Below are 23,659 nucleotides of genomic sequence, written 5' to 3'. Positions count from 1 at the left end.
ATCAGAATTTACGCAAGTCAATGAACAATGGGGCTTTTCCACTATTGGTATTCCGACGAAATTCTGTTGCCGGGGAAAATATAACTTCCAGATTCAGCATCCCTCCTTCAACCACTTCCTTTATTTTTACATTCTCTTTCAGACCTAATAAGTGCTCGCGAACTGCGACAACATCAGGGTTCTCAATGAAGAGCTGAATACCGTTGATCCCTTCATCGTTATGATCGATGAGCCATTGCACCGGGGCCTCCAGTTGTTCAGATAATTCAGTCAGATTGATAAAAATACTGCCGACCCGTAACAGGGAACCATGACGTCCAACAAGCCGGAAACGCGGTGTCAACTGACCACAAGCACAAGGTTCAGCGATCCAGTATCCGAGATCGCCCAAATCGTAGCGCTGAACAGATTGTGCCTCGCGGTGCCGGGAAGTGAATATCAGACGACCCGTTTCCCCCTCAGTTACTGGGTTATCATTATGAATATTAAGTATTTCTAACCACTGGTTATCAGCCATTAAATGGAAAATGCCGTCTTCACTGGCTGCACATCCATGGCCTAATGGACCTGCATCTACTGACCCGTAGACTGCGGAACGTATCAGGGTAATGCCGAACTCATTCAGGAAAGTCCTCTGGTTGACATTCAGGGGTTCTCCACCTAAAAACAGTTTGCGTACGCCACCGTATTCACGCAGTTTGTTGGTTTCACTCAGGAACAATCGGTGTATCGTACTTGGCATGCCGACCAGAGTATTAATGCGTTGCTGAACAATTAAACCAGCTATTTCACTGAAATCATCGTTAGTCGGGCCACCCATCGGATATTGAGTTACTCCTAGCTTATCCAGAATGGTGAAGAAGCTCATCATTCCACCGTACAGTTTTCCTCCATACAACAGGTTCATGACCCGATCTGTAGCAGGTTCAAGGCCACAGGAGAACAGCCCATCGGCTGCTGATTGCATTTGTTTGTGATAATCAGAGTAACTATAAGCGGCCAGCTTAGGTGCTCCACTACTGCCGCCACTGCGGAAAAACAGGCGGCCTTTTTCATTTGGCGTTAATGCCTGAAAATCTGCCTTATTTATGACAGGCAGGTTATCCAGACCGGGCGGGCGAGATGGTGGAATATCAAGGTGAGCGGAACCAGCCAAGATATCCGCAGGCAGGCTGACAGAAACCCGTTTGGCGAGGCGTGCCAGTGCATAAACGCCATCATGCGGCTCACCGCTATAACCGCCGTGCATCTGACCCACAGGGGCAATACGGTTAACTCCCGCAGCAAACAGGGTATGGCTCATTTCTGCAATATGTTCCTGACGGGCAACCAGAGCACAACTCTGAAGATGGTTACGCCAGGGATGCAGAATGGAACATAGCTGCTGACGAGGTGCCGGACGTAACTGCAATGTGCGGAACAGAGGAGACGCTGCCAGTTCCTGCTCGTGCCGCCAGATTACCCGCCATTCATCAGCTTGCCAGAGCTTGCCACGTACTTGGGTGAATGCGAAATCAAGGCGCTGAAAAGCTACCTGAGTTGTAATTTCAGCCGATTCCTGAACGTCAGTCTGTAATACCGGATATAATCCAGAACGACGTTCAAGAGCTGCTGCCATACGTTGTCCGATATCTTGCAACACTTCCGGATCATCACTATCGACCAGCAAACATTGTGGACTGGAACAGGCTTGTTGGTCATAACAACAAATATCATCTGCCAGTGCATCTAATTGGGCATTATTCACGGCATCAGGGCTCAGCCAGGCAAAACTGATGCGATGTCCCCAATCAATCCAGCGGCAACCTGCCGGCAATTGGGTACGAATGGCTGATAGTGCAGAATCTCCCCCCCAAGCGGAAACAGCGTCGGCCTGGCTCAGCAGTTCTCCCAATTGTGTAACAGGTAATGACAAAACCGCAATCCGGTCTGCCAGATTGCCGGAAATATCGTGAGCCAGAAATGCATCCAGAAGCTGTGTACTAAATCCGTTATCACTGCTGCTTGGCCGTAACCAGTTGATATTGCCGACTAACAAACTTTCCAGCACTGCCATAAAAGGAAGAAGTTGTGCATTGGAAGGTGTGATATGGACGACTAACCCCAGAGGTTTCCAGGCTTCGTAGTGATTCTGGTTATAATCGAATCTGCGCAGGGAAAAAGCATCCTGCCCCAGCTCTCGCTCCAATTTAGTTTGTAAGGCTTCACGTTGACAGAAGTCGATAAGTGCCTCACGCGTTTTAGCATCAAAAAGGAAATGATCATCTGTCTTGGCAAGATGATTGGCGAAGCGTTGGGCGCACTCAAGTACCTGTTCGGTACTATGAGGTTGTGCGAGCAATTCTGGTAAACGTGCCCGTAATTTTGCGATTTTTTGTTTTGCTAACTGTCCCTGTTCAACAGCAAGCTGATCATTAATTGTTTCAATGGAAGACATTTCAGGAACCCCTAATCAATTCAGAAGCGGCAATCGCACAACTACGACTTTTGCTCGTACCTGCACGGCCAAGCAGTTCAAACCAATCTGTATTCAGTTCACAACCACAACTATCACCGGGATGCAGTACAGCCAGATCACTCATGACAATGCTGTGAGCCGGGCTGGATGTGATGTAAGGTGAGATGAAATGTAGAAAACCGGGATCACCATAAGGTTGCCGTGATATGTTGGCTGTATGGCGTATATAAACCCGCGAATAGACTGGAACGTGAAAACGATGGTGAGAACATTCCATGTAAGGCACAGGATGTTCAACTGAACCGTAACCATCACGACAACGTATATCAGGAATACCCAGTTGTTCTACCAGGCGTTGATACAACTCCAGTTTAGGAATTGCTTTGTCAGCATGGGTCTTCCAGCCACCGCCGAGGGAGACTAGCGAATCTGGATGTAATTTCAGAGCGGATAATCCCATCTCTTCCATTCTTTGCAGGGTAAACCACAGGAAAGCAGGAAAGCCAAAAATACGCACGGGAAGCCCTTCTTCGGCGAATTCCTGAAGAGTTCTGATTGTCCCGAAAGGATCGAATTCATTGCTCTTACCGTTATGACGCAAAGCATAATAAGCCCGGTTTACAGGTGCATACTTACACAGAAACTGGTCGGTATAAGCTGTTCCTAACGTAATGGAGCCAGCAGGTTCATAGCTAAGCAACAGGTAGTTACACGGTTGATCGGGGGTATTCCAATCATAATAATTGAAAATGTGATCCACCATATCCTGAGCCGCTGTGATACTCCTGTTATCGTAGTGCATACGGCTTTTTTGCCCGGTTGTACCTGATGATGTCAATTCCAGCGCATCCTTTGTGCTATTGCTGACTATTAGGTTACGTTTAAAATAATTGGCAAATAGTGGTGGCAGGCTTGACCAGTCTTCCAGCGCCATGACAGCCTGTTTATCCAAGCCATTGTTTGCCAGCCACTGTTCATAACCCGGAGTATGTTCACAGTGGTATAACGTTAATTCACGCATAGCATCATTAAATAATGCATCATACTCGGCACAAACATGATAAGGGTGTGCTAAGGCACATAGTGCTTTAACATGGGTTAAATTTTGCATATTTAAGACTCATTCTTTTTGAACAAAACAATCTTGGGATTCACTTCCCAGTAAAAATTAATAATTTTTAATAGGTTTATTTCATTATCGAATATCAATAAATTATTCGATTTAATAATTAATCCCTGAGCCTTGTTTGCAGAATGATGTTATGTTGGAAGGTGCTGACAGCTGTTAAAATTATTCTAAAAACTATGTTAACTGGATATTTGACTAGGAAAATGTACAATTGCTAGTTTTATAGTTTGCTGTTAGTCCTAAGTTGTCGCGCATTATTCCAAACTGGAATATAATAATCAATCGATTTTTCTAATGTTTTTCGTGTATTGAAGGATAATATTATATCTTTATTTAATATGCCTATTTCATTAATTATTTTTTTTGTCTTATCTAAGAACTTAAATGAAATAATATGTTCTTTTTCTGGGTAAATATTAATTTAAATTTTGGTATTTATTCATAACCTAAATTAGCTATTAATATCCCCTTAATAATTATTTTTTACTCCAGTAGTTACCATTTTCTGGCATCATAAACGTGGTATTAATATATTTGGCAATAACTAAACATCGTCATAAAATACATAGGAATTCTCCTTGATATACTATTTATTTGGTATATTCATCGTCTTGCAAATTACAGTCAACAAAGACGAAATTTGAAAGACGACGGGTAAACCCAGTTAACTTTCAACGACCAGTCTTGTCAGGGCAACTTAGGTGTAAGAAGACATGGCTACAAATAGAGAGTTTCGTGATATGCTGCAACAGCAATTCATACTGAACAGTCCGTTAAATTAGCACTAAAAGATAACAATGAATATCCCATTACTGAAACAACCTCGAATCACACAGAGTGATGTATTTTGAACGCGGATACATCACCATAGGCAGCGTTCTATGGTAACAATCAATTTCTAAGATGAGATTTACCATGCAAAAAAAACATTGGTCAACATATCAACTTCTTCATGATGTTATAAAAAATCCGAATATACACATTAAAGGTACTCATAGCTATTACAGCGATTGTTGGGACAGTGGTTTTGAAGAATCTGTTGTCCGTTATTTGCAAGGCGATGAAGGTAGCCGACATTGGGTTTCCAAATGGGATATAGACAAGTTATACATTGGTGACTATGTGTGTATTGGTGCCGAAGTGGTTATTTTAATGGGAGGAAACCATACACATCGCTCTGACTGGTTTTGCCTTTATCCTTTTTTAGAATTTATCGATGAAGCCTATATTGGCAAAGGTGATACCTATATTCATGATGGCGTGTGGATAGGAATGCGGGCAATGATCATGCCAGGAGTCACAATTGGTGAAGGCGCTATCATTGCAGCAAATAGCGTTGTCACTTGTGATATTCCACCCTATAGCATTGTGGGAGGGAACCCTGCTAAACATATTAGATATCGTTTTGCTGAAGATGTTATTAATGAGCTTCTTGCTATGAACGTTTATGATTGGTCACCAGCCAAATTTGACGCTATGAAGCGCTTTTTATGTGCTTCAGATATTAATGCATTGAAAAAGGCGGTTACGTTATATGATACGTTGAACGCGTGACCTCAAATAATCGTATTATCTGGTTTAGACAGTTGCCAATTGGCAACTGTCTTTATGTTTTATAAGCTTTTACTGGAGTGAAACTTTATTGTCTCTGTACACATGATTAAAGCCTGCGCACAAGCCCATGCAGAACTCCATGCCCATTGGAAGTTATACCCGCCAAGCCAGCCGGTAACATCGACAACTTCACCAATAAAATACAATCCGTTGACTTTATGGGATTCCATTGTTTTCGATGACAGCTCATTGGTATCCACACCGCCAAGAGTAACTTCTGCTGTACGATATCCTTCTGTGCCATTTGGTTGTACTTGCCAACATTGCAGGGTAGCGATCAGCTCTTTTTTCTGTGTCAGGTTAAGTTGTTTCAGAGAGCGTTCCGGTAGTTGATCAAGAGACTGCAAACATTCCACCAGACGTTTGGGTAGCAATTTGGCAAGAGTATTTTTCAAACTTTGATTAGGATGGGATCCTCGCTCCTTATCAAGAAAGGTGTCCAAGTCTGTATCAGGAAGTAAGTTAATACTCACGTACTCACCGGGCTGCCAATAACTGGAGATCTGTAAAATCGCGGGGCCGGAAAGTCCGCGATGGGTAAACAGGATATTTTCTCTGAATACGGTGCCATCTTTTGCGGTGACAACCGAAGGAACCGCAACACCGGAAAGGGTTTGCAGTTGTTCCAGCAATGGCTTATGCAAGGTAAAAGGCACTAATGCCGCACGGGTAGGCAGGATATTAAGACCGAATTGTTCTGCGATGCGATAACCTAAAGGGGACGCTCCCAATCCGGGCATGGACAGTCCACCTGATGCCACAACAAGTGAGTGTGTACCTACTTTTTTCCCCGATGCGATAACCTCAAATCCCTGTAAATGTTTCTCGATTTGTGTCACTTCGCTGCGTAGCCGAATTGTCACCTGACCTGCTTCACACTCTTGCAAAAGCAGATCGACAATTTGTTGGGCTGAATCATCACAAAAAAGCTGTCCCAATGTTTTTTCGTGATAAGCAATCTTATGACGTTGAACCAAGTCAATAAAATCCCACTGTGTATAGCGAGCAAGTGCTGACTTACAAAAATGGGGATTGGCAGAAAGATAGGCAGCAGGTTCAGTATATATATTGGTGAAGTTACAGCGCCCGCCTCCGGACATCAAAATTTTGCGGCCTGCTTTTTTACCGTTATCCAGTACCAGAACGTTCAATCCTGCCTGTCCTGCTTGTGCGGCACAAAACAAGCCTGCCGCGCCGGCACCAATAATTACTACATCAAATTTTTCCATTCGTTTGTTGTCTCTATTTTACTGAATTATCTTGCTGAATGACTTTCTTGCCAGATCACTTGGCAGGAAATAAACTTCATTGTGGAGAGACTATCTGCAAAATGCAGAGAAAAATCAGCATTTGTTTGAACTTTTATCGTGACAAGTCATTTTTCATCAAAAAAATATCAAAGCATAGAAAGTATATAATATATTGATATTTATTATAAAAATGATTAATTCGCTGTCGGTTTCTTGTCATTAAATCAAAAAAAGGTCATATTTCTCTTTTCCCGCCAGCGTTTGTCACTGATAATGCGCCGCGTTCATGTCCTACTAACTGGCTTAACGTTTATGCTACATCTGTTTACTGGCCTGGATTTTTATACCGGCCTTATGTTAGTACTTGCTCTGTTGTTTGTGCTTTTCTATGAAGCCATCAATGGGTTTCATGATACCGCAAATGCAGTAGCAACTGTTATTTATACCCGCGCTATGCGTTCGCAATTTGCCGTTGTCATGGCAGGGGTTTTTAACTTTTTTGGTGTCCTCCTGGGTGGATTAAGTGTCGCTTACGCGATTGTGCATCTATTACCTACAGATCTTCTGTTGAATGTCAGCTCAAGCCATGGCTTGGCGATGGTTTTCTCCATGTTGCTGGCAGCAATTATCTGGAATCTGGGCACATGGTATTTCGGCATTCCTGCATCCAGCTCTCACACGTTGATTGGTTCCATTATCGGTATTGGCCTGACCAATGCGATAGTGACCAGCTCTTCTGTTGTTGAGGCGCTTAATATTCCGAAGATGATACAGATTTTCATGTCATTGATTCTGTCTCCTTTGGTTGGTTTGGTGATTGCAGGAGCGATGGTCTTTTTACTGCGCCGTTACTGGAGCGGGACTAAAAAGCGTCGTCGTATTCACATGACCCCGGCTGAACGTGAAAAACAGGATGGTAAACGTAAACCACCATTCTGGACACGGACTGCACTGATCCTTTCTGCTGTTGGTGTGAGTTTTTCTCATGGCGCAAATGATGGGCAGAAGGGTATCGGTCTGATCATGCTGGTCTTGATTGGTGTCGCGCCTGCTGGCTTTGTTGTCAATATGAACTCAACCAGCTATGACATTGCCCGCACCCATGATGCAGTTGTTCATTTACACCAGTATTATGAACAACATGCTCCTGCGCTTTCTCATGCGATTGAACTGACACCGGCTGTATCTGCGGTTGAAGACCAACTGGACATGACTTTCCACTGTGATAGCTCACGTGCGTTGGTGGTGCTGAATAACGCGGAAACGATGTTGGGAAGCATCCAGAACTTCAATCAGTTGACCCCAGATCAACGTAACAATATGCGTCGTATGCTGATGTGTATTGCTGATACTGCGGGAGCAGTAGCTAAACTGCCTGAAACCAGTATGGAAGATGCACGTTTCCTGCATAAGTTGCGTAAAGATCTGCTGAATACCGTTGAATATGCGCCAATGTGGATCATTATCGCTGTGGCTCTTGCCCTGTCTCTGGGGACAATGGTTGGCTGGAAACGGGTTGCTGTCACTATTGGTGAGAAAATCGGTAAAAAAGGCATGACATATGCCCAGGGAGTTTCAGCTCAGGTTACAGCAGCGGTGTCGATTGGGGTTGCCAGTTATACGGGAATGCCGGTATCGACAACGCAAGTTCTCTCTTCTGCGGTAGCAGGTACGATGCTGGTTGATGGGGGGGGTGTTCAAAGTAAGACTATCAAAAATATCATGCTGGCGTGGGTACTGACATTGCCTATTTCAATTGCTCTGTCAGGCTGTCTGTACTGGATTGCTCTGCAACTGATCTAATCGTTTTTAGGAAAAAGGGTTGAGTCACATTCAGTGGCTCAACCCTTTTTATTGCACTTTTCACATTCGTTTTCCTTTGCCATTGCTATCAAACTATCACTATCAGACAATGACGATCAGACACAGTAAAACAATCCCACATAACACACTCGTCAATATAAATTGTTTCCGCAGCCTTTCGCAGAAAAAGATAACATCAGTACTGTGATGGTTGAGATAGCTTTGCGAATTGATGTAGTGTACCAACCGAATATGTTTATCAAACTGACCATTAGCAGTAAAAAAGCCATTACCATCAATAGATTGGTATAGCATCGGATCTGCCTGGCGCAAAATAGATAATAATACGCGGAGCGAAGAGATGTAGCGTAATATATTGATAATACAGATAAAGCAAATTGCCCAAAAGAATGCAACCATACTGAACATATTTCCCCCTCCTTAGAGCGGCAATGAAATACCAGATTAAAAATTCATCTCAAAAGGTAGCAATATGAATAATCACTGTATTAAATTTTAGGAGGAAATAGAGTATTAGAAAAGTCAAACGACAGTGAAAAATGGATCCAGAACAGGGAATGTAATGCTGATAAGGTATTTAATATTACCGTAGTGTTGTAATAATATGTCTGTATTTTCAAATGGTTAAAAAAATAAAGTAACAAGTTGTGATCACAACAACACTCAAAAGAGACCTCAAGCAGTTATAGTATAAGCATAGAATCATGGCGTTTAATGCCGCCAATCCATTTGATGGAAGGAGTTCACTTATATGGCTTACAAACATATCCTTGTTGCAGTTGATCTATCTCCAGAAAGCAGGATTTTGGTGGATAAAGCGGTTTCATTGGCAAAACCATACAATGCCAAAGTCTCCTTGATCCATGTTGATGTCAACTACTCTGATCTTTATACCGGTCTAATTGACGTGAATCTTGGTGATATGCAAGAGCGTATTGCTGATGAAACTCGTAATTCTCTGAAAGAATTGTCTGCCAATTCAAGCTATGAAATTCAGGAAACGCTAAGTGGCAGCGGTGATTTAGGGCAAGTCCTTGTTGATGCTATCAAGCAATATGATATGGATTTAGTTGTGTGCGGTCATCATCAGGATTTTTGGAGCAAGCTAATGTCTTCCGCACGTCAGCTTATTAATACAGTTCATATTGATATGCTGATTGTTCCATTACGTGATGAAGATTAATCTTCGGTTAAAATTGGATTCTGTGAAATCGTCTGCTTGTGCAGGCGATTTTTTTGGCTTAAGAAAAGATGATGACTCTTTTAATGCCACTTTTTTGGAAATTGTCTGAATTATTTTTAACAAAACTTATAAAAATAGTTATTGAAATTCAATCATGAAACAGTGGTATATTCAGAAAGCAAACCGTAGTTACCTCACATTTTCGACAAAAAATAAAAAGGAAAATGGCAGGGGGAGCATCACATCTGAATGATATAAAGGAAGCTATAAATGAATGTTTCATCATCTTTAGTCTCATTTCTCGAATCAATACAGTGTCACAATCCACATCAACCAGAATATTTACAAGCGGTAAGAGAAGTGATGTCATCACTTTGGCCTTTTCTTGAAAGAAATCCGCAATATCGTGAGCAAGGTTTGCTGGAGCGTCTGGTTGAACCGGAAAGAGTCATTCAATTCCGCGTTAGCTGGGTTGATGATCAGGGAAGAGTTCAGGTAAATCGCGCATGGCGAGTACAGTTTAACTCTGCCATTGGGCCATTTAAAGGGGGGATGCGTTTTCATCCTTCCGTTAATCTCTCAATCCTTAAGTTTTTGGGTTTTGAGCAAACGTTGAAAAACGCGCTGACAACGTTGCCAATGGGAGGTGGAAAAGGAGGCTCTGATTTCGATCCGAAAGGAAAAAGTCAGGGTGAAATCATGCGGTTTTGTCAGGCATTGATGACAGAATTGTACCGCCATCTAGGGCCTGATACCGATGTACCTGCCGGTGATATTGGTGTTGGTGGCCGGGAGGTTGCCTTTATGGCGGGGATGATGAAGAAATTATCCAACAATACCGCTTGCGTTTTCACTGGTAAGGAACTTTCTTTTGGTGGCAGTTTAATCCGCCCTGAAGCAACAGGTTATGGCCTGGTTTATTTCACTCATGCCATGCTTAAACGTCATGGTATGGAGCTGGATGGGATGCGGGTGTCCGTTTCTGGAGCGGGAAATGTTGCTCAATATACTATTGAAAAATGTATGGAGCAGGGCGCTAAAGTGGTTACGGTATCTGATTCTGGCGGTACTGTGTTGGATGAGGAAGGTTTCACTCCAGAGAAGCTGGCTCATCTCGAAGAGATTAAAAATAAGCGTTATGGTCGTGTCGAAGATTATGCCAAAGAGCGTGGTTTGACTTTCCTTAAAGGGCAAAATCCGTGGTCGGTGCCTGTCGATATAGCTCTGCCTTGCGCTACCCAGAATGAACTGGATCTGGAAGATGCGAAATTACTGATTAAGAATGGTGTAAAAGCGGTTGCAGAAGGGGCAAATATGCCAGCAACTATTGCAGCGACGGATGTTTTCCTTGAGGCGGGCGTTTTGTTTGCACCGGGTAAAGCGGCCAATGCGGGAGGCGTAGCGACTTCTGGTCTGGAAATGGCGCAGAATGCAGCGCGCCTGAGCTGGAAAGCAGAGAAAGTGGACATCCGCTTACACCACATTATGCTCGATATTCATCAGGCCTGTGTAGAATATGGTGGAGAAAGCAAGCAAACCAACTACGTACAGGGAGCGAATATAGCTGGCTTTGTCAAAGTCGCTGATGCAATGCTGGCGCAGGGGGTATTGTAATCCAGTGAGCTTATCAGTGAACAATAGGTGATTTTTTGATGAATAAACCCCATGTTGCCATGGGGCTTAGAATCAAAAATACAATCAGAACAAAACAGTGCTGGAGATGTCAAATCTCGTAAAGGCTTTGTTTTTTAGATTATATATCCTATCCGCGACGGCAATCGTTTCTGGCCGATGGGCTACAAAAATGCGGGTAATAGACATTTGCTTTAAGGCTTCGTTTATCTTTCGTTCGTTAAAAACGTCTAGGTCGCTGGTAGCTTCATCAAGTAAGAGGATGCGCGGGCGTTTATAAAGCGCTCTTGCAAGAGATACGCGTTGTTTTTGTCCTCCTGAAAGAATACTTCCCATATCACCTATCATTGTTTCGTATTGCATCGGCATCGCCATAATCTCGTCGTGTATTGCTGCTGCTTTAGCACATTGATACATCCATTCAAGATCGGGCTGAGGGTCAAAGGAGGAAATATTATCCATCAAGGAAGCAGCAAAAAGTTTATCATCCTGCATTACAAATGCGGTGTGTCGACGATATTCGTCAATACCAATCTGCCGTAAGCTAGTACCATCAACTAATACATCCCCTGACTGAGGAATAGCTAAACCAGCTATTATTCTGAGAAGAGTTGATTTACCACAACCTGACGGGCCTATGATCGCTACGTTCTCGCCGGCATTAATCTCCATGTCGATGCCTTTAAAAATGAAGGGATCAGCTTCTCCGTAACGATAGGTGAGATTGTTAAGTGTTATCCGACCTGTTACGTTATTAAGAGATATCCGGTTTTTCGGATACCAGGCGCTTTCTGTTTTTGATGTTGCTATGTCTGTGAGACGATCCGAGTGTATTGATATAAGACGAAAGTTAAAGAGTGAATTTACCACCTTGATAAAACGGGTAAGGAACATATCAGAATAGAGCATAAAGGCAAATAGAATGCCTGTTGTTATTGCACTTTGCTCCATGAGATGACCACCAAAGAACAAAATTGTCGCCGATGAGAGTCCTGTAAGAAACCCGGATAAGGTTTGGTTTATGAGATCTATCTTAAATAAATGAGTCCGGGCATTAGCGGTATCAATCACCTTATTAATCCATGCAATACGACGATTTTCTGACAGAGCAAATACCTTGACACATGATACGTTTCGCACTGTCTCAAGGAAATGAGATGACTGCCGCGCCTCATTGGTAATTGCTTCAACTCTTGCACTCTTATATGTGTCATAGAATGCAAGTTTTACCCCAAGATAAATAGCAGCAATGAGCAGTGAAATCATGGCCAAGAGTGGGCTGTAACAGAACATCAGAGTAGCCAGCGTTAGCAGGATGAGTACATCAAGTAAAGACGTCAGCATTTCAGCAGTGAAAGCCTCCTTGATCTCATTGAGTGATGTCAGCCGGGAGACTATATCTCCCACATGACGTTTTTCAAAGAATGATAATGGCAGGCTGAGTAATCGGTTAAAAAAACCTATGCTCCACTGTATTCCCAGTGAGTAACGCATTGCCATTAGCGTCCAGGCCCGGATGATACTGAGGGCAGAGCGAAGGATAAGCAGAAAAATAACGCCAATAACAATCAGGTTTAACATCTCAAGGTCGCTGGAGCGTAACACTACATCAATAATAAATTGAGAACTTAGGGGGATTGAAAGAGCTAATCCTTCAATAAAGAGCGACAGCAGAATGATTTTTAACAGCGTGCTTCTAAGCCCGGACACCCCCCGGAACATATCTGTGATTGTGATGCTCTCACCCGTTTTCTCCTTTTTAAAATCAGACTGTGGCCACACTTCCAGAACTATCCCCGTGAATTTATTTGATAATTCTTTCAGAGAGATCACTCTTTTCCCTAAAGCAGGATCATGGATAACAGCATTTTTTATTGTGATTTTTTTTAATACCACAAAATGGTTAAAGGACCAGTGCAGGATGCATGGAAGCTTGACACTTCTGAGTTCTTCAAGCTCAAGGCGCATAGCTCTGGCATTCATATTTATTTTTCCTGCTACCGTGATGAGTTGCCTTAATGACATACCATTGCTCGATACGTCGAAAATCTTCCTCATACTGTAGACATCAGTCTCCCGGTTGTGCCAAGTCGCAATCATGGCTAGGCATGCTAATCCACATTCTGTGGTTTCTGTTTGCATGATTACAGGAAGTTTTTTGCCGAAAGACTCAAAAAAACCATTAATTTTGTGCTGCATTTTTTTATTGCATACTGTCGTTTGCTCGTTCATATACCCTCTTAACTGGCATAAAGAGCCACTCGTAAATTTTTCTAGCCCTTACATATATCTCTGTTTCTACTTTCATGCCCGGCAGAAGAAATATGCTTTTTTGCCTCGCTGTCATAACTGGTCGTACTATTATCCGAAAAAGCTCTTTACCTTTATTTTCATCGTTTGCCTGAGCGGATGGGGAAATATTTACTGGTGCTTCTGATATTGTTTCTATGATACCTGCAATCTTTCCATGCCATTGATATGGATATGCAGCCACTCGCATCTTTACCCGCTGCCCGTTAGCAATATCACCGAGAGAATCAGACGGAGAAAGCAGCTCAATTTTTGGCATTGCATTCCGGGGAATGAGTACAGCGATTTGTTGTCCTGCCTTTACCCTCTCACCTTTATGGACGGTTACGCTGGTTATCATTCCATCAAGTGGTGCAGTAATTAAATATTCTCTTTTTCTTTCTATCATCAGGATCTGTTGCTCTATGCCGGCAATTTCAGTTGCGATTGATTTCTTCGCGGAGTCTAATTCTCTGTCGATAGCAGATATTTTCTTTTTCAAATCCAGTAACTCTCCTTGCAGGGTAATTATCTTTACCCTTGCAGATGAGAGATTCACAGTAGCGGAATAATAATCTTTCTTCCTGTCTATAAATTCAGTGTCAAGTGCAAGACCTTTTTTCCTCAATTGTGCATATAAGCTAGATTTTTTTTCTAACCATTTCTTCTGCTCCTCCGATGTTTTTATAAGAATATTTAGGTTTTCTATTTCTTGTTCTTTATTTTTTATTTTTTCAATGAGATAAATTTTATTTTCATCAGCTTCTCTGGTAGTCATATTAATTTTTTTCAAAAGTACATTCTGTTGGTTTCTCAAACGTACCTCTATTTCAAAGTTGGTAGCACCAAGATGCGTTTCAATTTCATCACTCACAGAAAAAATGACTTCACCTTGCTTAATTAATTTTTTTTCTAAGGCTGCTGATTGAATAACTACACCATCGTTTTGCGCAATTAATGACACAGCGGGGGGATCATAAACTACAATGCCTGTGACATTGACTCTTTCGCTGTAAGAACCAAATGTAATTATTGATATAATGAAAACGAAAGTCAGCATACCTGTCAGAAGACAAATGGAGAGACTTGATGGAATGTTCAGATAAGATGTACCAAGCCATCCTTCTCGCTTATGTTGCAGAGCTTCGATACGATAGATTGAATTTTCATTCTTTTCGGTGCTCATCGGAAAGAAAAACCTTCTTATTTTTAAAATCGATGATTATTTTTTTGTTTCTAAGGAAGCTGTTTCCTATAAGGCCGTCAACTTTTCCCATATGTTGAAAATGCCCGTCAATAATGACAGCGCCAAAATGTTCTGGTTTCCCGGTTATTGATTTAATTGTAAGCGTTGTGGCTTCACATCCTTTGTTATTCATTTCTGGATGAGCCGTTAAACAGCTTATCGGTCTATAGGACTTAAGCCTCTCACGCCATATCATAGATACGGTAGCGCCTGTATCCAGGATCATGTGATATTTATGACCTGACTGCTCGGCATCAAAGACCATTCCATCAGCGGACATTTGGAAAGGAAGTTCTGTAAAACCTTTTGGCGTTTTTCGATTACCAGTAAGACTATCCGCTATAATTAATGAATTAGAGATATAGTCCAGTGTTATTTGTTTGTCTTTAAAAGCACCGAGACCCACAACAGGAGTATCTGGCAATTTTCCTTTGTGATAAACCAATAGTCCCCATTGCTTAAATGGAGTTACAATCACATTTTTAAATTTCATATTATTTACATCCAGAGAATTAACCAGATACTTTATATTTTCCTGAACTTTTCCGGTTAAATCGGTACTGTGATAAGTGTTTTCTTTTTTGAGTCCTTTTATTTTATTTATCTGATCTTCATAAAGGTAAAAATCCATAGAAGAGCCTGTATCAACCATTGCATATACTGGCTGACCGTCAATCATAAATGTTGTATAAGGAACAGAATATTTATCAAAGTTCAGTTTTAGTATTACAGGTTTTTCTATATTAGCAGGAGAATTCTCTGAAAAAGTAGCGATAATAAAAAATGAAAGTATTGCTAACCAATAATTAAATTTGATCATTGTTGGAGTTCACTATTCTTATTTTTGGATATTTTCTATTATTGTCTCTTCACTGATACCGGCCGCAATCAAGTGTGATGCAGCGCGACTGAGAAAAAGCCGCATGGATGGACAGAACACGGTTTTATTATGGAAACGATTTGTCTGAGAAAAACGATTTACCAGTCGGCCACCATGGCAGACTTTACTCCATATACAGCCGCAACAAGCGTCAGGTAGCTCGTCGCTCAGCGAAAGATATTCTCTGACATTAGATGATTCGAGTACGCTTGCGAGAGTTAACTCGCTGACATGACCAATGGAGTTGAATATCTTATCCGAAGTTGAGCGTAAGGTATCATCGATGCGAAGCAGGCCGTCGGAAGTTACCGTGAAAGCATAAGCAGATTCAACATTAGCGCTGATGCCAAGAACACGGCTAAACTGATTATTGAGCATCGTACCGAGGTATGTGTTAAAGATCCTGACAAAAATATTTGGCTGGCCGTCAGCAAACCAGGCATCAAGCGCCTCATTAAGGAATCGGCCAATGCCCTCCGCGTCAATACCATCAGTATGCTGATCATCGGGTATGAGGAAATCAAAACGCTGACATTTAAGTTCCTTTGAGAAGTGGTGATAAATTTCCTCTCCATTCGCTTTAGCATTAGCCACAGAAAGAATTCCTGGTTCTACCGGGATGCGCCCTTGTGCCCAGGCATTCTGGAGCATGCGTAAGCCCTTAACTGTTCCCTCGTAAGTACTTTTTCCTTTTTGGTCCAGCCGGTGTCGGTCATTGATGTGTTTTGGGCCATCTATAGATATGCTTGCGTGCACTTGGTGTTTCTCAAAAAGCGCAATCCATTCATCATCAATCAGAATGCCATTAGTCTGTAACGCCAAAACTAGCCGAGAACTGCCATAGTTTCCCTCGCGGAGAATCTCGCACATTCGGTTGAAACGTTCTTTTTTCATCATCAGTGGCTCACCACCGTGAAAATCTACCTGGATCACTTCAATCTCGTTTTCTATTACAGAGCGTTCAAAGAATCCTCTCAGCGCAGCTACATTATCAAGAGATATGATTGGAGTACTATCGGCAGCCAGCGTGTTCCCCATGTTGAATACATAGCAGTAAGTACAATTGATATTGCATCGTTCACTGATTTTTAGAATTATTTCAATATGCTTAATCTTCTCATTTTTTACTATTGCCATTGTCACACCCTCCATGAAGAAAAAAGGAGGGAGAAACTGCTCCCTCCCATTGCACTTATGCTCATTACAATGCCTTGCTCCAGTTTGCAAAGGCATTCACCCAACCACCTGAAACTGTATCTAGCAGATTGTCAACGAGCTCTTTGCTCTGTGTTTTATTTTTGTCTGAATTGGTTACCTGGGCTTTGTTTTCTGCGATTTCACGTTGTAATTTGCTCATGATATCTCCTTGTTTTTTTGAATTAGATGCCACGCTGAAACTCGCGATGGCCTTTGGAGTATAGAGATAATTACCTATACAAACTATAAACAAATTGACAGCAATTTACATACAGTTGAGTTACAAGCAGGTGGTTTATAATCTAATGAGAAGCGATTGGTGGTAATACAGTAAATTGATTTAATACATTGTAATTAAAATCAATTTTACCCAATCTTAATTGTTAGAATATGGCTGAGTTTGATGTTTTTGCCGTTATTATCACACGTTTCAACGGAAAGGCAGCCATTAGCTTTTCTGCTGTGGCTGCGTCTTTTTTCTTGGTCAGAACAACTAATTAGGTTATATGATCAACAAGGATAAATATCAAAACGGTGATTTTTGGTGGTAATCGCTGCGGATGCTTTAACCCCTGCTAATGGCTCTGCATAATCTGGTCGTTTCACCACAACACGGCGTTTTGCCAGTGCACGGGCTGGTGCTAATAGTGCATCGGCATCTTCATCTGCACCTACCAGCGACTGGAATACGCGCATCTCTTTTTTTACCAGTGCGCTTTTTTGTCGGTGTGGATACATTGGATCAAGATAAACCACATCAGGCTGTGGAGAGATATCCGTCAATGCGGTAATGCTTGAGGTGTGGATCAGTGTCATGCGCTCTTTCAGCCAGCCACCAATTTCTTCAACCTGATATCCACGTTGTAGCCCGTCCTCTAATAAAGCCGCGACGACAGGATGGCGTTCCAGCATTCTGACATGGCAGCCGATTGCCGCCAGCACAAAAGCATCACGCCCTAGCCCTGCCGTTGCATCAACCACTGTGGGTAAATAGTCTTTCTTGATACCAACGGCTTTGGCAACAGCTTCACCACGCCCGCCACCGAAGCGGCGACGATGCGCCATCGTACCAGCAACGAAATCGACATAAATCCCGCCTAGCTTGGGTTCGTCGCGCTTGCGCAGTTCCAGCCGTTCTGGAGTCAATACCAAAGCCATAGTGGAATCTTCATCGTGTATCAGACCCCAACGTTCAGCTAACTGAGATAAGGCGCTGTTATTAGCGCCTTGTTCGCAGATTAAACAAATCTTCACGCGAATTTCCACACAAATTATCCAGTGATACCGACGCTTTTCAGCATTGCATCCAGTTTGGGTTCGCGACCACGAAAGCGAACAAACAGCGTCATTGGGTCTTCTGAACCGCCACGGGACAGGATATTGTCAAGGAACGACTGACCGGTTGTACGATTGAAAATCCCTTCTTCAGAGAAACGGGAGTAAGCATCTGCTGCGAGCACATCAGCCCAGAGATAGCTGTAATAACCTGCTGCATAACCACCATTGAATATATGGCTGAAAGAGTTAGGAAAACGGTTCCACTCTGGTGACGGAACGACAGCGACCTGTTTCTTCACAGATTGTAAGGTTGGCAGGATTTGCGCCCCTTTTGCCGGATCATATTCAGAGTACAGACGGAAATCAAACAGACCAAACTCCAACTGACGCAGGAGAAACATTGCGGCCTGATAGTTTTTCGCTGCCAGCATGTTATCCAGCATCTCTTGTGGCAGAGGTTCTTTAGTCTCATAGTGACCGGAGATAAATGCCAGTGCTTCCGGCTCCCAACACCAGTTTTCCATAAACTGGCTTGGTTGCTCAACCGCATCCCACGGCACACCATTGATACCGGAAACATCCAGTGTTTCAATTTCGGTCAGCATATGGTGCAAGCCATGACCAAACTCATGGAACAGTGTTATCACTTCATCGTGAGTAAACAGAGCAGGTTTATCACCAATTGGTTTATTGAAATTACAGGTCAGGTAAGCAACAGGTTTCTGTATTTCACCGGCAGCGTGGCGCATCCTGCCAGCGCAGTCGTCCATCCATGCGCCGCCACGCTTATGCTCACGGGCGTAGAGATCCAGATAGAAACTGCCACGCAATGTCTGCTTTTCATCATACAGTTCAAAGAAGCGAACATCAGGGTGCCAGGTTTCGACATCGTGTCGCTCTTTAGCTGTGATGCCATAAATACGATGGACAACTTCAAACAATCCTTCAATTACCTGTTGTTCAGGGAAATAAGGACGCAGTTGTTCATCATCAATGGAGAAATGATGTTGTTTCTGTTTTTCGCTGTAGTACGTCAGATCCCATGCTTCCAGCTTATCAACACCAAAATGTGAACGGGCAAAGGCGGTCAGCTCTTCCAGTTCCTTTTTGCCTTGACCATGAGCACGATGAGCCAGATCATTTAGGAAATCCAGCACCTGCTGAGGTGTTTTAGCCATTTTGGTGGCAAGGGAGTGTTCGGCGTAGTTTTTGAAACCTAGCAATTGAGCGAGTTCATGACGTAATGCCAACATTTCCGCCATAATGGCATTATTGTCCCATTTTCCGGCATCAGGCCCTTGATCAGATGCGCGGGTAGTGTAGGCATAATACATTTCCTGACGCAGTTCGCGGTTATCAGCATAAGTCATGACAGGAAGATAGCTTGGCATATTCAGCGTCAACAGCCAGCCTTCCTGATCTTTGGCTTCTGCGGCGGCTTTGGCTGCTGTTTTGGCACTTTCAGGTAAACCAGCCAGATCATTTTCATCGGTAATGAGCTTCGTCCAGCCCATGGTGGCATCCAGCACATTATTGCCGAATTGGGAACCGAGCTCTGATAGACGGGCGGTGATTTCACCGTAGCGTTTTTGTTTCTCTTCTGGCAAGCCAATGCCTGTTAACTCAAAATCACGCAGCGTATCTGCAATAGATTTGCGCTGGGCCTGGGACAGAGATTCAAAAGAATGGCTTTCTTTGAGCGACTTATAAGCCTGATATAGTCCTTTATGTTGCCCAAGCCAAGTACTGAATTCGGAAAGTAGGGGCAGGCTTTGCTCATAGGCTTCGCGAAGCTCTGGGCTATTTTTGACGGCGTTCAGATGTCCGACAGGTGACCACATACGGGAAAGCTTGTCTGATGCTTCAGAAAGTGGTTGGCACAGGTTATCCCAGGTGAAAATTGAGTTCTCGGTTAAAATCTTCTCAACTACTTGACGGTAGTTCGCCAGCGTTTCTTTTACAGCAGGAACCACATGTTTAGGTTCAATCTCAGCGAACTTAGGCAATACTGAAGATATCAGTAACGGATTAATCATAATGAGAGCCTTTTTTGTCTGTGGGTATAAGCTGTGATCAGCTTGATATCCCATTATGGGTTATTGACGATAGATGGGGATAAGATAGCGTGAGTTCAATGCTGATATTGTATTGTGATGTGTGGCGATATGCGAATCATTAGGTTCTTTTTATGCCGGTGGGCAGTGATAATGAAATAAGGCCCTGTTATCAGCGCCTTATTCATGCAGTTTAACAAATTAACACAAATGATTATTCCGTGATGCCAAGTCTTTTCAGCAGTGCATCCAGTGATGGTTTACGGCCACGGAAGCGAATAAACAGCGTCATTGGATCCATCGAACCACCAAGAGTCAAATAATCATCAAGGAACGATTGACCGGTTGTGCGGTTGAAAATGCCCTCCTCAGAGAAGCGGGAGTAAGCGTCCGCCGCCAGCACATCTGCCCACATGTAGCTGTAGTAGCCTGCTGCATAGCCACCGCTAAAAATATGGCTGAACGAGTGCGGGAAGCGATCATCATCTTGTGTTGGAACCACAGAAACATGCTCTTCCACTGATTGAAGTATTGGCAGAATTTGTGCGCCTTTTGCCGGGTCATATTCAACGTGCAGGCGGAAATCAAACAGACCAAACTTCAACTGACGCAGTACGGACATAGCAGACTGAAAATTCTTCGCTGCTAGCATATTATCCAGCATTTCTTTCGGCAGAGGCTCTTTGGTTTCATAATGACCAGAGATAAATGCCAATGCCTCTGGCTCCCAACACCAGTTCTCCATAAACTGACTTGGACATTCCACAGCATCCCACGGTACACCGTTAGTGCCGGCAACATCCAGGGTTTCAACCAGGGTTAACATGGAGTGCAAACCGTGTCCGAATTCATGGAACAGCGTTTTCACTTCAGAGTGTGTGAACAGAGCGGGTTTATCACCTACAGGTCCATTGAAGTTGCAGTTAATAAAAACGACAGGTTTCTGCAACTCACCGGAAGCAAGGCGCATTCTGTCAACATAGCTGCTCTTCCATGCTCCGCCTCTTTTATTTTCGCGGGCATAGAGATCCAGATAACAGCTACCGCGTAATGTCTGCTTTTCATCATACAGGTCAAAGAAGCGGACATCAGGATGCCAGGTTTCTACATCATGGCGCTCTTTCGCGGTAATACCATAAATGCGGCGGACAACTTCAAATAGCCCATTGAGTGCGCGTTGTTCAGGGAAATAAGCACGTAGCTGTTCTTCATCAAAAGAGAAATCATGCTGTTTCTGTTTTTCGCTGTAGTACTTCACATCCCAGCCTTCCAGATCATCAATCCAATAGTGAGAGAAGGCAAAATCACAAAGTTCTTCCATCTCCCTTTCACCCTGACGATGGGCGCGGTTGACCAGATCGTTTAAGAAATCCAGAACTTCTTGTGGTGTCTTCGCCATTTTGGTAGCGAGAGAGTTTTCGGCATAGTTTTTAAAGCCTAATAGCAGAGCGCGTTCATGACGCAGAGCGAGAATTTCCTCCATAATCGAGGTATTGTCCCATTTGCAGGCATTTGGCCCTAGCTCAGAAGCACGAGTTATATAGGCAGTATATATTTCTTCACGCAGGTCACGGTCATCAGCATAGCTTATGACAGAATTATAAATGGGGGGATCCAGTGTCAGTAACCAGCCATCCAACCCTTTCGCTTTGGCGGCGGCTTTGGCCGCATTTTGGGCGCTTTCAGGTAAACCCGACAGATCGCATTCGTCAGTGATGAGCTTAGTCCACCCCATGGTGGCATCCAATACATTATTGCCAAACTGGGAACTCAGTTCAGATAAACGGGCTGTGATCTCACCGTAGCGTTTTTGTTTCTCTTCCGGCAAGGCAACACCGGACAATGTAAAATCAAGCAGCGTATCTTCAATGGCTTTGCGCTGCGATTGGGGTAGCTCCCTGAATGCCGGATTTTCTTTCAGTGATTTATACGCCTGATATAATCCTTTGTGTTGTCCCATCCAAGTATCGAACTCGGCAACCATGCGGAGGCACTGCTCATAAGCTACCCGGAATTCCGGGCTATTCTTGACGGCATTGAGGTGTTTGACTGGAGACCAGACACGTCCAAATTGATTTTTCGCTTCGGAGATTGGTTGGCACAAATTATCCCAGGTAAATGGGGAATTTTCGGTCAGTACTTTCTCAATCACCTGACGATAGTTGGCTAACCTTTCCTTTACAGCTGGTACAACATGTTCTGCTTTAATAGAAGCAAATTTGGGTAGTCCAGAAGATTCTAGTAATGGATTAGTCATAATTAGCGCCTTATTAGTATATTTGGGTATACCGATATCCCAAAGGGTTGGTGTTGAAAGACGGGAATAAGATAGCGTGAGTTCACTGCAAATACCGCCATTTTATGTGAACAATTACTCTCTTTTTATATCAGTGATCTGTGAAATGACTCGATAACATCAGTGATAGGTTCAATGTCAAATAATCCGTCATTCCGCACCTAATTCAGGAATAAACCGCTTTATATTGTGAGCCCAATAAACTCAACAGCTCATGGTGGTAAGATTATATTCCTGTCACCATTTTATGTTCTTGAAATTCAAAGGTGCTGATCCCTTCAAAAGCCAGAAATACCCACCGCGCGGCGGGCGCTTTATGAATTATTTAAAACGATCTCTTACAACGTTTTTGAAACATACCAACTGTTGAACTGTTGTCTTCATTTGGTAAAACCGTTTAAAAAGATGTCGTAACGTTAGTTGTAATACGGTCTGGAAGTTTTACGCCTGGCGGCGTCACTTGGTAATCGCTATGCTTTTACTCAAGTGACGCCGCTCATCTTTTCGCTCCCAATACCGTGACTCGAAGATAACGAAGATGCCAAATGTTTCAAATGGCATACCGTTATATCGACGCTGGTAAAGGTCGCGAAGCTCTCGACGTATTTACAAAAGACGCATTACATCAACCAACACGTTTGAAAGGGTTCATCTACTTTGATGAACTTTAGTTGAATGTTTCTTAATCGCTTTAGTGATCCCCGTTTTCAAAGAATAAACGGGTTTACCCAGAGTATTTACTGTCTGCCTTTTCAGGTCTGGCAGATGGTGTAGTCACCCAAAGGCGTTCCTCTCAGATTGCCAGGACATTGATTGGCTACCATAAGGTAGCGTTACAACGATAAAAATCTTACACTGGCAATTAATGGTCGTCAGTGCTTTAAAATCACCCCACAAAAAATGTCTTCTAAAGAATAAAAGCGTTTTTATATAAACTTAGAAATTATTTCTAATGGATATACTCGAGTATTTGACTACACTGTTATTACATAACATATCGGCACCGACTACCATATATATTTACTACCAATAACATTAATTTCATTTGAAGCACAAAAAATTACATATAAACTAAAAAATCGAAGTGCCAAACCATAAATTAAACTATTAAATGTATTTCATAATAATTTTTTCCTCACTTAAATCTCACGGTTGTTATATTTATTAACAACAAAAAATGGATATTTACCCTTTAAAAAATTATTAAAATCTAATTTTCAGGTGACAAAGGCAATGTTATAAATCCGAATCTTTATCCTTAAAATATAAACATTGCTCTTTACACATAGTTTACTATTAAAGTTTAAAAATTGGTTTATTAATGATGAT

The 23,659-nt window shown here is 42.7% G+C and carries 17 protein-coding genes; 5 read left to right on the top strand and 12 right to left on the bottom strand.

Annotated features, from left to right (window positions below; all coding sequences use genetic code 11):
* Nucleotide 1: 1 nt before the first annotated feature.
* Together AAC147_RS09060 and AAC147_RS09055 are read right to left on the bottom strand one after the other, a co-directional pair.
* The gene (locus tag AAC147_RS09060) at nucleotides 2–2,437 is read right to left on the bottom strand and encodes an acyl-CoA reductase (protein ID WP_047680297.1); all 2,436 of its coding nucleotides are present in this window, start codon (nucleotides 2,435–2,437) and stop codon (nucleotides 2–4) included.
* A 1-nt stretch (nucleotide 2,438) separates the two neighbouring features.
* Nucleotides 2,439–3,569, bottom strand: a complete 1,131-nt coding sequence (locus tag AAC147_RS09055; protein ID WP_047680295.1) for a LuxE/PaaK family acyltransferase — start codon at nucleotides 3,567–3,569, stop codon at nucleotides 2,439–2,441.
* A gap of 933 nt (nucleotides 3,570–4,502) precedes the next feature.
* On the opposite strand from AAC147_RS09055, the gene AAC147_RS09050 reads away from it, so the two are divergent.
* Nucleotides 4,503–5,141, top strand: coding sequence for a CatB-related O-acetyltransferase (locus AAC147_RS09050; protein ID WP_047680293.1), 639 nt, complete (start codon nucleotides 4,503–4,505; stop codon nucleotides 5,139–5,141).
* A 59-nt stretch (nucleotides 5,142–5,200) separates the two neighbouring features.
* Here AAC147_RS09050 and AAC147_RS09045 read toward each other — a convergent pair whose 3' ends face one another.
* A complete protein-coding gene (locus AAC147_RS09045) occupies nucleotides 5,201–6,430 on the bottom strand; it encodes an NAD(P)/FAD-dependent oxidoreductase (RefSeq protein WP_052189443.1) in 1,230 nt (409 codons plus the stop codon).
* Nucleotides 6,431–6,763: 333 nt separating this feature from the next.
* Between AAC147_RS09045 and pitA the strand changes: the two genes are divergently transcribed.
* Nucleotides 6,764–8,254 (top strand): inorganic phosphate transporter PitA, encoded by a 1,491-nt coding sequence (pitA, locus tag AAC147_RS09040; protein WP_047680291.1) that lies wholly within the window; start codon nucleotides 6,764–6,766, stop codon nucleotides 8,252–8,254.
* Between the two features lie 102 nt (nucleotides 8,255–8,356).
* Here the strand turns inward: pitA and uspB are convergent, their stop codons facing one another.
* Nucleotides 8,357–8,683 carry a universal stress protein UspB gene (gene uspB / locus AAC147_RS09035; RefSeq protein WP_047680289.1) on the bottom strand — a complete coding sequence of 109 codons (327 nt, stop codon included), beginning with the start codon at nucleotides 8,681–8,683 and terminating at the stop codon, nucleotides 8,357–8,359.
* A gap of 343 nt (nucleotides 8,684–9,026) precedes the next feature.
* Here uspB and uspA point away from each other — a divergent pair, with 343 nt between their 5' ends.
* On the top strand, nucleotides 9,027–9,458 hold the full coding sequence (uspA, locus tag AAC147_RS09030; protein ID WP_047680287.1) for a universal stress protein UspA: 432 nt from the start codon (nucleotides 9,027–9,029) through the stop codon (nucleotides 9,456–9,458).
* Between the two features lie 270 nt (nucleotides 9,459–9,728).
* On the top strand, nucleotides 9,729–11,072 hold the full coding sequence (gdhA, locus tag AAC147_RS09025) for an NADP-specific glutamate dehydrogenase (protein ID WP_047680285.1): 1,344 nt from the start codon (nucleotides 9,729–9,731) through the stop codon (nucleotides 11,070–11,072).
* Nucleotides 11,073–11,156: 84 nt separating this feature from the next.
* On the opposite strand, the gene AAC147_RS09020 is transcribed toward gdhA, so the two are convergent.
* From AAC147_RS09020 to prlC (AAC147_RS08985), 8 genes are all read right to left on the bottom strand, one after another.
* On the bottom strand, nucleotides 11,157–13,322 hold the full coding sequence (locus AAC147_RS09020) for a peptidase domain-containing ABC transporter (protein WP_231571364.1): 2,166 nt from the start codon (nucleotides 13,320–13,322) through the stop codon (nucleotides 11,157–11,159).
* Nucleotides 13,294–14,565 carry an HlyD family secretion protein gene (locus AAC147_RS09015; RefSeq protein WP_047680283.1) on the bottom strand — a complete coding sequence of 424 codons (1,272 nt, stop codon included), beginning with the start codon at nucleotides 14,563–14,565 and terminating at the stop codon, nucleotides 13,294–13,296. The genes AAC147_RS09020 and AAC147_RS09015 overlap by 29 nt, the downstream gene beginning before the upstream one ends.
* Complete coding sequence (locus AAC147_RS09010) at nucleotides 14,546–15,445, bottom strand: hypothetical protein (protein ID WP_047680281.1); 900 nt, start codon at nucleotides 15,443–15,445, stop codon at nucleotides 14,546–14,548. Before AAC147_RS09010 ends, AAC147_RS09015 begins: the two co-directional genes overlap by 20 nt.
* A gap of 18 nt (nucleotides 15,446–15,463) precedes the next feature.
* The gene (xyeB, locus tag AAC147_RS09005) at nucleotides 15,464–16,642 is read right to left on the bottom strand and encodes a cyclophane-forming radical SAM/SPASM peptide maturase XyeB (protein ID WP_047680279.1); all 1,179 of its coding nucleotides are present in this window, start codon (nucleotides 16,640–16,642) and stop codon (nucleotides 15,464–15,466) included.
* 64 nt (nucleotides 16,643–16,706) lie between these two features.
* The gene (gene xyeA / locus AAC147_RS09000; RefSeq protein ID WP_072032494.1) at nucleotides 16,707–16,862 is read right to left on the bottom strand and encodes a XyeA family cyclophane-containing RiPP triceptide; all 156 of its coding nucleotides are present in this window, start codon (nucleotides 16,860–16,862) and stop codon (nucleotides 16,707–16,709) included.
* A 350-nt stretch (nucleotides 16,863–17,212) separates the two neighbouring features.
* Nucleotides 17,213–17,956, bottom strand: coding sequence for a 16S rRNA (guanine(1516)-N(2))-methyltransferase RsmJ (gene rsmJ / locus AAC147_RS08995; protein WP_047680339.1), 744 nt, complete (start codon nucleotides 17,954–17,956; stop codon nucleotides 17,213–17,215).
* Between the two features lie 17 nt (nucleotides 17,957–17,973).
* On the bottom strand, nucleotides 17,974–20,016 hold the full coding sequence (gene prlC / locus AAC147_RS08990) for an oligopeptidase A (RefSeq protein ID WP_047680277.1): 2,043 nt from the start codon (nucleotides 20,014–20,016) through the stop codon (nucleotides 17,974–17,976).
* 232 nt (nucleotides 20,017–20,248) lie between these two features.
* Nucleotides 20,249–22,291: an oligopeptidase A gene (prlC, locus tag AAC147_RS08985; protein WP_047680275.1), complete on the bottom strand. Its 2,043-nt coding sequence runs from the start codon at nucleotides 22,289–22,291 to the stop codon at nucleotides 20,249–20,251.
* 584 nt (nucleotides 22,292–22,875) lie between these two features.
* Here prlC (AAC147_RS08985) and AAC147_RS08980 point away from each other — a divergent pair.
* The gene (locus tag AAC147_RS08980; RefSeq protein ID WP_255347634.1) at nucleotides 22,876–23,001 is read left to right on the top strand and encodes a hypothetical protein; all 126 of its coding nucleotides are present in this window, start codon (nucleotides 22,876–22,878) and stop codon (nucleotides 22,999–23,001) included.
* The last annotated feature ends 658 nt before the right edge of the window (nucleotides 23,002–23,659 follow it).

The organism is Xenorhabdus sp. NBAII XenSa04 (assembly GCF_963866145.1).
In the GTDB taxonomy this organism is placed as follows: Bacteria; Pseudomonadota; Gammaproteobacteria; order Enterobacterales; family Enterobacteriaceae; genus Xenorhabdus; species Xenorhabdus indica.
This window is presented reverse-complemented; position numbering and strand designations above follow the sequence as displayed.

What these genes read in the sequence shown, in the direction of transcription:
- AAC147_RS09060 (WP_047680297.1), bottom strand. Translation starts at nt 2,437, where the DNA reads ATGTCTTCCATTGAAACAATTAATGATCAGCTTGCTGTTGAACAGGGA.
- AAC147_RS09055 (WP_047680295.1), bottom strand. Translation starts at nt 3,569, where the DNA reads ATGCAAAATTTAACCCATGTTAAAGCACTATGTGCCTTAGCACACCCT.
- AAC147_RS09050 (WP_047680293.1), top strand. Translation starts at nt 4,503, where the DNA reads ATGCAAAAAAAACATTGGTCAACATATCAACTTCTTCATGATGTTATA.
- AAC147_RS09045 (WP_052189443.1), bottom strand. Translation starts at nt 6,430, where the DNA reads ATGGAAAAATTTGATGTAGTAATTATTGGTGCCGGCGCGGCAGGCTTG.
- pitA (WP_047680291.1), top strand. Translation starts at nt 6,764, where the DNA reads ATGCTACATCTGTTTACTGGCCTGGATTTTTATACCGGCCTTATGTTA.
- uspB (WP_047680289.1), bottom strand. Translation starts at nt 8,683, where the DNA reads ATGTTCAGTATGGTTGCATTCTTTTGGGCAATTTGCTTTATCTGTATT.
- uspA (WP_047680287.1), top strand. Translation starts at nt 9,027, where the DNA reads ATGGCTTACAAACATATCCTTGTTGCAGTTGATCTATCTCCAGAAAGC.
- gdhA (WP_047680285.1), top strand. Translation starts at nt 9,729, where the DNA reads ATGAATGTTTCATCATCTTTAGTCTCATTTCTCGAATCAATACAGTGT.
- AAC147_RS09020 (WP_231571364.1), bottom strand. Translation starts at nt 13,322, where the DNA reads ATGAACGAGCAAACGACAGTATGCAATAAAAAAATGCAGCACAAAATT.
- AAC147_RS09015 (WP_047680283.1), bottom strand. Translation starts at nt 14,565, where the DNA reads ATGAGCACCGAAAAGAATGAAAATTCAATCTATCGTATCGAAGCTCTG.
- AAC147_RS09010 (WP_047680281.1), bottom strand. Translation starts at nt 15,445, where the DNA reads ATGATCAAATTTAATTATTGGTTAGCAATACTTTCATTTTTTATTATC.
- xyeB (WP_047680279.1), bottom strand. Translation starts at nt 16,642, where the DNA reads ATGGCAATAGTAAAAAATGAGAAGATTAAGCATATTGAAATAATTCTA.
- xyeA (WP_072032494.1), bottom strand. Translation starts at nt 16,862, where the DNA reads ATGAGCAAATTACAACGTGAAATCGCAGAAAACAAAGCCCAGGTAACC.
- prlC (WP_047680277.1), bottom strand. Translation starts at nt 20,016, where the DNA reads ATGATTAATCCGTTACTGATATCTTCAGTATTGCCTAAGTTCGCTGAG.
- prlC (WP_047680275.1), bottom strand. Translation starts at nt 22,291, where the DNA reads ATGACTAATCCATTACTAGAATCTTCTGGACTACCCAAATTTGCTTCT.
- AAC147_RS08980 (WP_255347634.1), top strand. Translation starts at nt 22,876, where the DNA reads ATGTTTCAAATGGCATACCGTTATATCGACGCTGGTAAAGGTCGCGAA.